The following is a 13,025-nucleotide window of genomic DNA, read 5'->3' on the forward strand; positions in this document are numbered from 1 at the left end:
AAATATGCATGTAAATATTGTCAATACCACTCTATCTTATTACAATACGTTGTCGGTTTCAAGAATAGTTTTAATTTTCGTTACCATTAAATCAATCGCCACCTCATTATCCCCACCTTCAGGAATAATGATATCAGCATAACGTTTTGTTGGTTCAATAAATAAATTATGCATCGGTCGAACCGCTGATAAATACTGCTCAATCACCGAATCCGTTGTACGTCCACGCTCTTTAATATCACGCATAATACGGCGAATAATACGTAAATCTGAATCTGTATCCACAAATAATTTAATATCCATTAAATCACGTAAATCAGCATCCTCAAGGACTAGAATACCTTCTAGTATAATAACATCTACTGGTTCAACATGTATAACTTCTTCTGCCCTTGTATGCTGGACGTAATCATACACAGGTTTTTCAATTGGTTGACGCACTAACAACTTTTTTATGTGCTCAATTAATAAATCATTATCGAAAGCTAACGGATGATCATAGTTAGTTCCTAAACGTTCTTCAAATGTTAAATGACTTTGATCCTTATAATAAAAATCTTGTTCAATTACCACAACAGAATGCTCACGGAAAACATCATAAATGGCGCGCGTCACACTCGTTTTTCCCGAGCATGAGCCACCTGCGATTCCGATGACAACAGGGCGCTTCACTGCCATTAGTTATTCTCCTTTCGCATCATGTTATGCGGCTTCAATGGTGTATCACATTTAAATTTTACAATTTGTAATGGATGACGAGCTGCATCTAGGCTATTGCCATCCTCGTCCCAAATTTCACCCATTGTTAAACGGAAATTCTCAATTTCAGGACCAAAGAATTCTACTTCGTCACCAGGTTTAAAATAATTACGCTGTTGCATTGTCACTATTTTTGTCTCTGGATCATGCTCTAAAATAAGTCCAGCAAATTCATAGGTTGTTTTACGACCATGCACACCAAACATCTGCTCCTCAAAGCCAGGTGCATCATGGAAGAATGCTTCAGCCGTATCACGGTTAGCACATTTGTCTAATTCCTCTAGCCATTCACGTTTAATTTTAAAGTTATCAGGATCTGCACAATAAGCATCAATCACTTTACGGTACACAGAAACAACTGTCGCTACATAGTGAATGGATTTCATACGACCTTCAACTTTTAATGAGTCGATACCTAGCTCAATCATATGAGGGATCGCTTCAATTAATTTTAAATCTTTTGGACTCATCGCAAATGGTGCATGGCTCTCATCGAAAAGTGCTTTTTCTTCCCCATCTTCTAATTCATATAGATCATAGTCCCAACGGCATGATTGGCAGCATCCCCCTCGGTTTGAGTCACGAGCCGTCATATGATTAGAAAGAACGCAACGACCAGAGTAGGCAATACACATTGCTCCATGAACAAAGGCCTCAATTTCAATGTCGACCTTTTCCTTCATCAGCTTCATTTCTTCTCCGCCCACTTCACGTGCTAATACAACACGATGTAAACCTTCTTCTTTCCAGTACTGCACGGCCTTCCAGTTGGACAATGATTGCTGAGTAGAAAGATGAATTTCAAGCTTAGGTGCTGCTGTACGACATGTTTCAATAATGAGCGGGTCTGCTACAATAATACCAGTTACGCCCACTGATTCAATATCCTTTAAATAACGCTCTAAGCCATCCATATTTTCATTGTGGGCAAAAATATTTGTTGTTACATATATTTTCGCACCATATTGATTGGCAAATTCTACACCTTCACGCATCTCTTCAATTGAAAAGTTATCCGCATTCGATCGTAGACCAAACTCTCGCCCACCGATAAATACAGCATCTGCTCCGTAATGGACAGCTATTTTTAATTTCTCTAAGCTACCAGCTGGTGCAAGTAGCTCTGGTTTTTTAGTAATGACACGTTTACCGTTGACAATCTCACGGATTTTGTCATTTTGCTCTAACGCTAATGCCATGTTATTGTCCCCTCCTAGTAAACTGTTTCCTTGAAGATAAAGCCAGTATCTAATGGTCTAATAGCTGGTTGAATATCTTCAATTTTTGCTAATAAATCGTCTTTTATTTCTTCATATGCCTCTTCTGATTCGTCAAAATACGTATCGATCGCTTTTCGATAAGCTTCTGTTACCGCGACTACATAGTCTGGCGTTTGAAGTACACCTTCAATTTTCAGAGCATCGATGCCACCTTCAAATAATTCGCCTAGTTCATCAATAATACACATATCATTTGGACTGAAAATATGTGTACCATTTACATCTTCATATATTGGATATTTATTATTTCGTTCATCATCATGTAGGAACATATTACGATTTTCCTGGCGATTTTCAATAGCCATTACTTTATCTTGATATAAGAAATAATGGCCGAGTAATGGGCGTTTTGATTGGAACATACATGTCATGCCATGTACTTGTACTTCAATTTCCATTTCGGTATTTTCTTTAATTTCTAATACTTCATCAAGAGAAAGCTCACGCGCTAACACGGCACGCGTTGCACCACGTTTCCCCCAGTAATTAGCCGTAAACCAGTTTGTAGCTGTCGTTTCTGGATTCCAATGTAACGGAATCGTAACACCTTGCTCTCTACGAATAATGAGAACCGCTGGATCACCGTAGATTAAACGGTCCACACCGATCCGTTGCATTTCTTTTAAATAATCAGCAAGTGCCTCTAGCTTCTCATTATGGAAAAGTGCATTGACTGCAACATATACCTTTTTACCCGCTTCGTGAATAAGCTTTGTCGCTTCTTCTACTTCTTCAACGGAGAACTCTCCTGCTAGACGTAGACCAAATTGTTGTTCACCAATAACAAAAGCATCTGCTCCAGCGGCTAAAAGTGCTTTTATATGTTCTAATGATTGTGGTGTCACAAGCAATTCTGGTTTTTTCATAGTAGTCACCTCTTCAAACATAGTAATAAACCATCACCGACTGGTAAAAAAGCACTTGTATAATCTGGGTGCTGCATAATCCAATCCGTGAAGTTTTTTAAATTGCGAATCATTGTTCGCTTACGACGTGGAACATCCTTCAACTCTAAATCAGACAAACCATGCATGTACATATTATCGATATACAATACCCCACCTGATTTTACTAAAGGTGCATATTTTTCAAAAAAGCGTTGGTATTGTCCCTTTGCAGCATCAATAAAGACCGCATCGAATGTTGTGTTAATGGCCTCGTCATCCACTTCTAAAGCGTCACCCTCAATGACCGTAATTCGATCTGATACAGTCGACCGTTTAATATAGGCTTTTGCCCTTGCTACACGATCTTGATCACGTTCAATTGTAACAATTTGGACATAAGGCAATGCCTCTGCCATACGAATAGCAGAGTAACCAATTGCTGTACCTATCTCTAAAATTTTTGACGGATTTTGAATACGCAAAAGTTGATTTAATGCATCAATACCTGCTAGCTGCATGATCGGTACGTGATGCTCCTCCGCAAATGCTTCCATTTCTAAAAGCAATTCATTACGTGGCTGTATAAATGATTGTATATATGCATCTGATAATTCCATTGTTTCCACCCTCATTTAAAAGGCAACGAGCGTTTGCCGTTGTCTGTACTTCATCATTTATCAACAAAAAGAAAAAGACCAAACGTGATGTCTTGGTACTTTGCCATACAAAAATGAGCAATTGCTTCGATATGCTCAAACAATTGCCACCACGCATATTTGTCCCGCATAAATGAACGGATTGATCAAAAATCACACTTTATAATAGCATGAAAATAGAAGGAAAGCTATTTTTCTTTCCTTCTATCCATCTGTTTGCTATACGATTTTTGTTCTTCCTATATGTTTACTCTTCTTTTCGTAAATATTTTTCTACCTTCTGCAAATGCTCATCATAGGTTTTTGAGAAGTGGTTGACACCCTCTTTATCTGCTAGGAAGTAGAAATAATCTGTTTGACTTGGATTTAATGATGCCTCAATCGAAGTTTTACCTGCACCTGCTATTGGACCAGGTGGTAGACCTTTATTTTTGTAAGTGTTATAGGCATTATCCACTTCTAAATCTTCATATAGAACACGATCCTTGTGATCACCCAGTGCATAGAGCACGGTTGGGTCAGTTTGGAGTGGCATCCCTTCATTGATTCGATTATAGAAGACACTTGCAATAGTCTCTCGATCCGTTTGAGCAGTCGCTTCTTCTTCCAATAATGACGCAAATGTTAACAGCTGATGTACGGACATTTGTTTTTCAGCTAATACATCACTATAGTTCTTCACTACATTGTTCATGGCTGCTATCATCTCTTCTACAATCGCTTGTAAAGATGGTTTTTCTTCATAATAAGAATACGTAGCTGGATATAAATAGCCCTCTAAGTCATAGCGAATATTGTCAGCTAAAACAGCCTCTGTAACTAGCTCAGGATAATTAGCCATCATTTGCTGAACAAATGTGTCACTCGTCACAAGATCCATAAATTCTTTTTGTGTGTACGGTGTTTTCTTTTCAATCACTTTCCCAATTTGTTCAAGTGTTAAGCCTTCTGGGACTGTCATCGTAAAGACAGGCTTACGATATACCTTCCCTGTTTTCAAGCTTTCAATGAGTTCATCAAATGTCATTGCCTGTGTTAAATCATAATTTCCCGCTTGAAATTGTGATTCATTTTTAAATTTTGCATAGTATTTAAAAACATGTGCATCTTTTATGACACCTTTTTTCTCTAGTAGTGTTGAAATGGAGGACAAACTAGAGCCAATTGGTACTTCTACTGCAATTGTTTTCGTTGCATTAGGGTCTAATGGTTTTAAAGCACCTTTTACATAATTGTACCCAAACAAACCAACAACTCCAATTATTAGTACGAAAACAATGGCAATAATTGCGACGATTTTTCTCACCATTTTTACCTCAGATTTTCTTTCTTGCATTTTTGAAAACATTTCTTGTTTTTTTGAACCGTTATCCACGGGTTTCCCCCCTATCACTATTCAATATCATACTAGAAATCAACTTTCACGACAAACAGAAATCGACAATTCAGGAGAAATTACATATGTAAAAAATCTGCCAACAACTTTCGTTAGCAGATTTTTGAGCATTCTAGAAATAGTTTATCCTATAAAGTGTTTAATACTTCTTCTACAAATTCCCATTCTTCATCTGACTCAATCGGGTATAACTCTTCAATCTGGCCTTCATTTCCAGCTATATATTGGGCTGCAAAAATATCACGCTCATCAATCGGTTCATCTGTTGCTGGCACATATAATACATACGATTTACCGAATTGCTCAGATGAAAATGTATGAATGACTTCGCACACTTGATCTTTTCCTTCTTCGTCTGTCACAGTAATTAGCTGTGGTTCTTCTTCAAATTCATCAAGTAATGTTAACACCACTTCATTAATCATTTCCCATTCGGCATCTGTTTCAACAGGCTGTAAATTTGTCATCTCACCTGTATTGTCATCATAATCAAAAGTCATCGCGGAAAGGTCTCCTGGAATTTCTTGACCGGTTTCATCTAGAAGGGAAAATAACACATAGGACTTGTCCTCCGCATCAAAGGTAAAGACCACACGACACTGCTGTTCCTTACCATCTTTCCCAATGATCATAAATTCTTGCGTTTCTTCATTCATTCTGTTTCCTCCTTTATGACAATTTGATGTCATTTATTAAATCGTTTTTTTGAGGTTAGACACTTTAGAATAGCTTCTCCTATTTTGAGCAAGTTTTCCCTGCATTTCTTCTCTACTTTTGAGCAGGTTCTCGATGTTTGGAGTGGGGCTTGGAGCGGTTTCTAAGCGAATCCACAAACTTTATGAACGTTTCCCAACAATTGTGGATAAAAATCACACATTTACAATGCATTCATTCTTCAATTTAACAATCCTTCTACATTAGAAAAGCTTCAATAAAAAAGGAACAAGGACTGCAAGCTGCGATCCTTGTTCCAAGCTTTGAGTTAGAAGATTAGTCTTCGTTTTCATCCTCTAAAGCGTTTAAAACGTCCTCTACCATATCCCACTCTGCTTCAGTTTCGATTGGTGTTAATTCACCATCTTCACCATTTTCAGATGGTACAAATGAAGATACAAAGATTTCAACTGAGCCATCTTCATCTTCCTCTGCGCCTACCATTGAGTAAAACACATATGATTTGCCAAACTCTGGAGATTCATGAACGTGAATCACTTCACAAAGCTGCTCGTTTCCGTTTTCGTCAATCACTGTAATGTGTTGAACATGTAATTCTTCTTCATGGTTATGCTCGTGTGCCATGCATAGTCACCTCATCAATTAATTTTTGCTATCTAAGTAGCCTTGTAAAATCATCACAGCTGCCATTTTATCAATGACCTGCTTGCGCTTTTTGCGACTCACGTCCGCTTCGATCAGCATACGTTCAGCAGCCATCGTCGTTAAACGTTCATCCCATAATTTGACCGGTAGTGAGAAATGCTCTTCTAATAGCTTTTTATAGTTCTCAGAAGCCTCTCCACGCGGTCCAACCGTATTATTCATGTTTTTTGGAAAACCTACAACAAATTCTGTTATAGTATATTCCTTTACTAGCTCAGCGATACGGTCAATACCGAACTCACCATTAGCTTCATCAATTTTTACGGTTTCAATACCTTGGGCGGTCCAACCAAGTGCATCACTTACAGCAACACCCACAGTTTTTGACCCAACGTCTAATCCCATAATTCTCATTTCTAGTCCTCGTTATTCTTTTTGATATAAAATTTAACAAGCTCCTCTAGAATTTCGTCACGCTCAAGCTTGCGAATTAAATTACGAGCATCCTGATGGCGAGGAATATACGCCGGATCACCAGAAAGTAAGTAACCAACAATCTGATTGATAGGGTTATATCCCTTTTCCTCTAATGAAGAATGAACTTTCAACATTACCTGCTTGACTTCCTGTTCCATTGATTCTTCTGGAAAATTAAATTTCATCGTTTGATCAAATGAACTCATGACCAGCACCTCGCTTTCAGAAATAAGGAGATGTGCGAACAAGCTCATCTCCAATTTCTCTTTATTATAACATGTTTTGGTGAATTAATTAAATGGATTTAACATAATCATACACAGAAAGTAGTGCTTCATCAAGTTTTGATGCATCTTTTGCACCTGCCATCGCCATATCTGGACGACCGCCACCTTTACCACCACATGCTTCCGCAACCATTTTCACAATATTCCCTGCATGGTAATTGCCACCAACTAATTCTTTTGAAACACCAGCACATAACATAACTTTTTCACCATCAACTGCTCCAAGAACAATGACTGCTTTTGGCATTTTTGCTTTCAGGTCATCCATCATTTGACGGAGTTGATTGTTATCCTTCGCTTCCACTTTTGTAGATAGCACTGTCACATCTCCAATTGTTTGAGCGGCATCAACAACTGCCCCTGCCTGTGCATTGGCGATTTTTTGAGATAATGCTGCGTTTTCACGTTGTAATTCTTTATAGTCTGCTTGTAATGCCTGTACTTTTGTGACAATATCTTTAGCATTTGCTTTTAATAATGCTGCTGCATCATTTAATAATGCTTCTTCTTCTTTTACTGCTTCATAAGCAACTTTTCCTGTAACAGCTTCAATACGACGAGTACCTGCACCGATACCACCCTCTGAAACAATTTTAAAGAAGCCAATTTCAGAAGAGCGTTTAACATGGATACCACCACATAGCTCAATCGAATAATCTCCGATGGATACTACACGTACAACATCTCCATATTTTTCACCGAATAATGCCATAGCACCCATTGCTTTTGCTTCATCAATACCTTTTTCTTCAATAACGACCTCTATATCATCCCACACTTTTTCATTTACAATACGTTCAATTTGCTGTAATTCTTCTTTTGTAACTTGACCAAAGTGAGAGAAATCAAAACGTAAACGATCAGGTCCTACATATGATCCAGCTTGGTTCACATGATCACCTAGCACATCTTTTAATGCACGTTGCATAATATGTGTTGCCGTATGGTTTTTAATGATTAAATTGCGGTCATCACGATTGACCACTGCTTGCACTGCATCTTCCACATGCATTTCTCCAGATTCAACTACTACTGTATGAAGCGGTTGACCATTCGGTGCTTTTTGAACATCTTTTACAACAGCCGTAAAGCTATCATTTGAAATAGTACCACTATCAGCAATTTGACCACCCATTTCAGCGTAGAATGGTGTCTTCGCTAAAATAACCAATGCTTCCTGACCTTCCGAAGCGACTTTCGCAACTTGACCATTGACGATCATTGCAGCGATTTCAGTATTAACACTTAACGTATCATAGCCAACAAATTCACTTGCAACCGTTAAGTTTGCTAATACTTCATTCTGTACTTGCATCGAATCAACATCTTGTCGTGCAGCACGCGCGCGTTCACGTTGCTCTTCCATCGCTGCCTCAAAACCTTCATGATCTACTTTCATGCCTACTTCCTCTGCATATTCTTCCGTTAGCTCGATTGGGAAACCATAAGTATCATATAAACGGAAAGCATCTGCTCCTGGGATGTAATCATGACCAGCTGCTTTTTGAGATTCCACTACTTCATTAAAGATAGCTAAACCACCATCTAATGTTTCATGGAAACGAATTTCTTCATTTTTAATGACACGTTGAATAAATTCGCATTTCTCTGTAACTTCTGGATAGAAGTCTTCCATAATTTTACCCACAGTTGGTACAAGTTCAAACATAAATGGTTTTTCAATACCAATTTGTTTAGCATAGCGAACGGCACGACGTAGTAAGCGACGTAATACATAGCCACGGCCTTCATTTGAAGGCAGGGCACCATCGCCTATAGCAAATGCTACTGTACGGATATGGTCTGCAATCACTTTAAATGGTGTATTAATATCTTCATCTGAGCCAAAGATTTCATTTAAGTCTACTTCGCCAGGTCGTTTATATTTACGATTGGCAAACTCCTCAATTTTTTCAATAATTGGCATAAATAAATCAGTATCAAAGTTTGTTGGTACATTTTGCACGACGGACACAATACGCTCTAAGCCCATACCTGTATCAATATTTTGCTTTGGTAGTGGCGTGTAAGTGCCATCAGGATTATGGTTAAATTGAGAGAACACAAGGTTCCAAATTTCTAGGTAACGCTCATTTTCTCCTCCTGGATACATTTCAGGGTCATTTTCATCTGAGCCGTATTCTACGCCGCGATCATAAAAAATCTCTGAGTTCGGACCAGATGGGCCTTCTCCTATATCCCAGAAGTTCCCTTCTAAACGAATTAAACGTTCTTCTGGAATACCAATTTCCTGATGCCAAACATCATATGCTTCCTGGTCTTCTGGGTGAATCGTGATGGATAATAACGCTGGATCAAAGCCCATCCATTTTTTATCTGTTAAAAACTCCCAAGCATAATGAATTGCTTCTTTTTTAAAGTAGTCACCAATAGAGAAGTTTCCTAACATTTCAAAGAATGTATGGTGTCGAGCTGTTTTCCCAACGTTTTCAATATCGTTGGTACGAATCGATTTTTGTGCATTTGTAATACGTGGATTATCAGGGATAATACGGCCATCAAAATATGGTTTCAAAGTTGCAACACCTGAGTTGATCCAAAGAAGTGATGGATCATTTATTGGCACAAGTGGTGCTGATGGCTCATGATGATGCCCCTTTTCTTTAAAAAATTCCAAATACATACGGCGAATATCTACTGCTTTCATTGGATAAATTCCTCCTATTTTATATTGTAAAATTACGATACGAATCCTGCGATTTACCGAAGAAAATAAAAAAAGCCCTCATCCCCAAAAAGGGACGAGGACTTGTCATTAGTCTCGCGGTACCACCCTAGTTGTAAGTAAAAACCTTACTTACCTCTTTAGCACTTGTAACGTCAGTGAACGGCAGGGATTAGCTGCACTCTGGAGTAGCTTTCAGCATTTGCTGTTGTGAGGATTTTTTCAGCCTAGAAATCCCTTTCTTGTGCACACACAAATACGTACTTTTTCCATCATCGTTTTTACTTTTTCTATCGAAAATTATAAAAAAAATCTATTGCGCTGTCAATTAGTACTAGTATGACTAACACTAACTAAGCAATCATTTTTTTGAAATATATCCACATGCCCCATGTAAAAATAACTAAGAAGGCGCTAATTGCAATAGTTGTATAAGGGGTATCTTGATAAGGTAAAGGTACATTCATTCCAAAAAAACTAGTAATTACTGATAGTGGTAACATAATTGTCGAAATGACCGTTAATAAATTCAGCTTTTCAATGGATTTCCCACTGATAATTGAAAAATACGTATCAAGCGTGCTGTTCACTAAATCTCGATATGTCTCTGTGGAGTCGACAATACGTTCTAGATGGTCATTCAAATCTTTATAGAATGGAATATTTTCTTCTTGAATGTCAAATTTCCACTGGCCATTGATTGTAGAAAAAATTCTTCTTTGTGGCATAATGGCCTGACGAATTAAAATAATTGTCCGCTTCAATGCAAGAAATTCCTCTGTCACCACTTTTGGTTGATAATCATAAATTTCTTCTTCTAGTTCATCTATACGTGCGCGAATTCGTTCTAATACTGGGAAGTATTCGTCTGTAATACCGTCAATAATTGTATGCAATAAAAAATCTGTACCCTTTTCTAAAAATCTTGGGCTATTGACACAAACATTTTCCATTTTTCCTAGCCATTGCAACTTTTGTTTATGCACAGTCACAATATAGTTTGGTCCCATAAAAATATTTAACTCAACGGTTGTAATTTCATTGTTACTTTTCTCATTATAAATTGGTGCATGGAGCACAAAAAATTTATAATCACCATAACTATCCATTTTTGGACGTGAGCCTTCATGTAAGCAATCTTCAACTGCTAGTGGATGAAAGCCAAATACATCAGCTATATTATTCAATTCATTATAACTATAGGCATATAAATCTACCCATAATAAATCTTCATTATGAATAGGGAGTTGTAAATCAATCATATTGAAATCATGTTGGACTGTCTTACTGCTGCTATTATAATAGTGGATTTTAATCATTGCATTTCACCTCGTGTTTGTTATTGAGGGAAACAAAAGGTCATCCTTAATCACCCTTTGTCTGCATCGGTGATCAGAAATCGATGACTTTTTATGTGTTTCCGTTTGCCTAAATGATACTTATTCGGTTCAGGACTACTATCCATTTCTCATCACCTTCCTTCCATAACAAAAACACGCCTTCTACGAATGAAGGCGTGTTGAATACACATATCAAAAAAATAGCAATAAAATACATTGCATGCTTGTTACCTTCAAACGTTGAGTTTTAGCACTATGCGGCATAGGAATATGTCCAGCTACGTTAAAAAACACCTTATTTCGATGATTTCTGTTGACCCATTGGCGTCTCTCGACATTTTTGGGTAGTAGCGTATCTCCAGCATAGGAGCCTCACCTAACGAAGGGAGTCTTATTTTTTTATTCCTGTAAATGATAACGGATAGTTTCACAACTGTCAAACTTTCTTTCAATCATTTTTCAAAAAGTCTTCCACTCTTTGCACTAAATGCTCTCGTTGATAAGATTGATAGAGTAAGCTAGATAAACGTACAGGATCACCAAAGAAAAAGCGTTCATACAATGTCTGTCTTGTGCCAAAACTACTCATTGTTAAATCCCAAGCTAAACGGAATTTCTTTACTCGCTCTTCCCCTTTGTCTTGAAATGATTGCAGATAATGATCAAGATCCCCATCATCCGTTGCAAATGCTTTTGCACTCGGTATGGACATTAATCCACTTGCTCCCAGTTGCTGGATGATATCTGTAAAGGTAGGATATACTTTCGGGAAGATATGAATAGCGACCTGTAATGTGGATTGGTCTGGTCTGATAAAGCCAAAGGAATCCCTTTGTGCCTCAATTTCTGATTTTAATTGCAATGCTTTCATCGTTTCTAATGCTACGATGACATCTACCACTTTTTGATGGACATGTTGGTAATCCCCAATATTTATGGAATCCACAATCATTTGTACAACCCCTAGGATGAATTCCGTCTTAGCAATTTGACGTGACAGCACATGATGCAAAGTATACGCTTGGAAGCCACTAACATTCATAAATTGATTGGCCACTTCAACATTTTCGTAATAAAATACTCGTTCCCACGGGACAACTACATCCTCAAACACAACGATTGCATCCATTTCTTCAAAACGTGCACTTAACGGATAATCAAAGGTAGAATCTCCCCCTACAAATGATTGCCGACATAAAAACTTTAAGCCTTTCGTGTTACTTGGAATAGAAAACCCGAAACCTTTTCCTTCATCATAGCCATTTGTTGATAAAACAAGAAGCTCATCTGTTATGCCACCCTGTGTCGCTAGTAATCTTGCCCCTTTAATGACTAAGCCCTCACTTGTTTTCCCAATGATTTTAGCTGCAATGGTTACTTCTTCATCCTCATAGTAAAAGCGCTTGCGATTTACCTGTGGTTCGATAAAAGTATGTGTCATCGTAATATCATTCTCGCGAGCATACTCATAGAACTTCAGCAAATGCTCTGGGAAACAATTTGGCTTCTCTTTTAAAAAATCTGACGCTGATGCAAGGGCCATTAATGTTGTATTCATATAATCAGGGCTTCTCCCCATAAAGCCTTGAGAAGATAATGCCCATTCCATTGCCGCTTGGCGCCTTTTCACAAGATCTTCTGGCGTCAATACTTGAAGAAATGACATGCCAACTTTCTGTTTACTAGTTGGCGATTCATAGGTCATTTTTTCAAGAAGTGCCTCTTGATGTTGTAAATCAAAAAGTTTCGCTTGACTCTGGATAATTCCTTTAAAGGCAGGATGTTCTGACACCTTTCCTGTCACGACTTTCCCATCTATCGAAATATACGTTTTTAAAGCATCAATTCGTTCAATATACTGCTGCCCTGTCATTATTGGCATGCTGTCACCCCTATACATTCCCTATGTTTTTGTACTCATCTAGTATATGAAATGT

General features: G+C 37.9%; 12 protein-coding genes, 1 riboswitch and 1 other annotated feature. All 12 genes read right to left on the reverse strand.

What is annotated here, in order from left to right:
* Positions 1-39: 39 nt before the first annotated feature.
* On the reverse strand, positions 40-678 hold the full coding sequence (gene udk / locus B3D98_RS20740; protein ID WP_004226858.1) for a uridine kinase: 639 nt from the start codon (positions 676-678) through the stop codon (positions 40-42).
* On the reverse strand, positions 678-1,958 hold the full coding sequence (locus B3D98_RS20745) for a peptidase U32 family protein (protein ID WP_054550066.1): 1,281 nt from the start codon (positions 1,956-1,958) through the stop codon (positions 678-680). Before B3D98_RS20745 ends, udk begins: the two co-directional genes overlap by 1 nt.
* Before the next feature lie 14 nt (positions 1,959-1,972).
* Positions 1,973-2,905: a peptidase U32 family protein gene (locus B3D98_RS20750; protein ID WP_048392145.1), complete on the reverse strand. Its 933-nt coding sequence runs from the start codon at positions 2,903-2,905 to the stop codon at positions 1,973-1,975.
* 5 nt (positions 2,906-2,910) lie between these two features.
* Positions 2,911-3,543, reverse strand: coding sequence for an O-methyltransferase (locus B3D98_RS20755; protein WP_054550064.1), 633 nt, complete (start codon positions 3,541-3,543; stop codon positions 2,911-2,913).
* A gap of 286 nt (positions 3,544-3,829) precedes the next feature.
* Complete coding sequence (mltG, locus tag B3D98_RS20760) at positions 3,830-4,957, reverse strand: endolytic transglycosylase MltG (protein WP_288585782.1); 1,128 nt, start codon at positions 4,955-4,957, stop codon at positions 3,830-3,832.
* 149 nt (positions 4,958-5,106) lie between these two features.
* Positions 5,107-5,634, reverse strand: a complete 528-nt coding sequence (locus B3D98_RS20765; protein WP_048392142.1) for a DUF1292 domain-containing protein — start codon at positions 5,632-5,634, stop codon at positions 5,107-5,109.
* 334 nt (positions 5,635-5,968) lie between these two features.
* The gene (locus B3D98_RS20770) at positions 5,969-6,277 is read right to left on the reverse strand and encodes a DUF1292 domain-containing protein (RefSeq protein ID WP_004226842.1); all 309 of its coding nucleotides are present in this window, start codon (positions 6,275-6,277) and stop codon (positions 5,969-5,971) included.
* 18 nt (positions 6,278-6,295) lie between these two features.
* Positions 6,296-6,712: a Holliday junction resolvase RuvX gene (ruvX, locus tag B3D98_RS20775; protein ID WP_004226840.1), complete on the reverse strand. Its 417-nt coding sequence runs from the start codon at positions 6,710-6,712 to the stop codon at positions 6,296-6,298.
* Positions 6,713-6,714: 2 nt separating this feature from the next.
* Positions 6,715-6,981, reverse strand: coding sequence for an IreB family regulatory phosphoprotein (locus tag B3D98_RS20780; protein ID WP_004226839.1), 267 nt, complete (start codon positions 6,979-6,981; stop codon positions 6,715-6,717).
* An 88-nt stretch (positions 6,982-7,069) separates the two neighbouring features.
* Positions 7,070-9,730, reverse strand: coding sequence for an alanine--tRNA ligase (gene alaS / locus B3D98_RS20785; protein ID WP_288585787.1), 2,661 nt, complete (start codon positions 9,728-9,730; stop codon positions 7,070-7,072).
* 87 nt (positions 9,731-9,817) lie between these two features.
* Positions 9,818-10,033: a binding site (T-box leader), on the reverse strand.
* Positions 10,034-10,101: 68 nt separating this feature from the next.
* Positions 10,102-11,067 (reverse strand): magnesium/cobalt transporter CorA, encoded by a 966-nt coding sequence (corA, locus tag B3D98_RS20790; protein WP_066036480.1) that lies wholly within the window; start codon positions 11,065-11,067, stop codon positions 10,102-10,104.
* A gap of 246 nt (positions 11,068-11,313) precedes the next feature.
* Positions 11,314-11,479, reverse strand: a riboswitch (M-box (ykoK) riboswitch).
* A gap of 57 nt (positions 11,480-11,536) precedes the next feature.
* Positions 11,537-12,970 carry a 4-hydroxyphenylacetate 3-monooxygenase, oxygenase component gene (hpaB, locus tag B3D98_RS20795; protein ID WP_054550061.1) on the reverse strand — a complete coding sequence of 478 codons (1,434 nt, stop codon included), beginning with the start codon at positions 12,968-12,970 and terminating at the stop codon, positions 11,537-11,539.
* Positions 12,971-13,025: the final 55 nt, after the last annotated feature.

The sequence above is a fragment of the Lysinibacillus sp. UBA5994 genome (genome assembly GCF_002429725.1).
Classification (GTDB): Bacteria; Bacillota; Bacilli; order Bacillales_A; family Planococcaceae; genus Lysinibacillus; species Lysinibacillus capsici.

What these genes read in the sequence shown, in the direction of transcription:
- B3D98_RS20750 (WP_048392145.1), bottom strand. Translation starts at nt 2,905, where the DNA reads ATGAAAAAACCAGAATTGCTTGTGACACCACAATCATTAGAACATATA.
- ruvX (WP_004226840.1), bottom strand. Translation starts at nt 6,712, where the DNA reads ATGAGAATTATGGGATTAGACGTTGGGTCAAAAACTGTGGGTGTTGCT.
- B3D98_RS20765 (WP_048392142.1), bottom strand. Translation starts at nt 5,634, where the DNA reads ATGAATGAAGAAACGCAAGAATTTATGATCATTGGGAAAGATGGTAAG.
- B3D98_RS20780 (WP_004226839.1), bottom strand. Translation starts at nt 6,981, where the DNA reads ATGAGTTCATTTGATCAAACGATGAAATTTAATTTTCCAGAAGAATCA.
- B3D98_RS20755 (WP_054550064.1), bottom strand. Translation starts at nt 3,543, where the DNA reads ATGGAATTATCAGATGCATATATACAATCATTTATACAGCCACGTAAT.
- B3D98_RS20745 (WP_054550066.1), bottom strand. Translation starts at nt 1,958, where the DNA reads ATGGCATTAGCGTTAGAGCAAAATGACAAAATCCGTGAGATTGTCAAC.
- hpaB (WP_054550061.1), bottom strand. Translation starts at nt 12,970, where the DNA reads ATGCCAATAATGACAGGGCAGCAGTATATTGAACGAATTGATGCTTTA.
- udk (WP_004226858.1), bottom strand. Translation starts at nt 678, where the DNA reads ATGGCAGTGAAGCGCCCTGTTGTCATCGGAATCGCAGGTGGCTCATGC.
- B3D98_RS20770 (WP_004226842.1), bottom strand. Translation starts at nt 6,277, where the DNA reads ATGGCACACGAGCATAACCATGAAGAAGAATTACATGTTCAACACATT.
- corA (WP_066036480.1), bottom strand. Translation starts at nt 11,067, where the DNA reads ATGATTAAAATCCACTATTATAATAGCAGCAGTAAGACAGTCCAACAT.
- alaS (WP_288585787.1), bottom strand. Translation starts at nt 9,730, where the DNA reads ATGAAAGCAGTAGATATTCGCCGTATGTATTTGGAATTTTTTAAAGAA.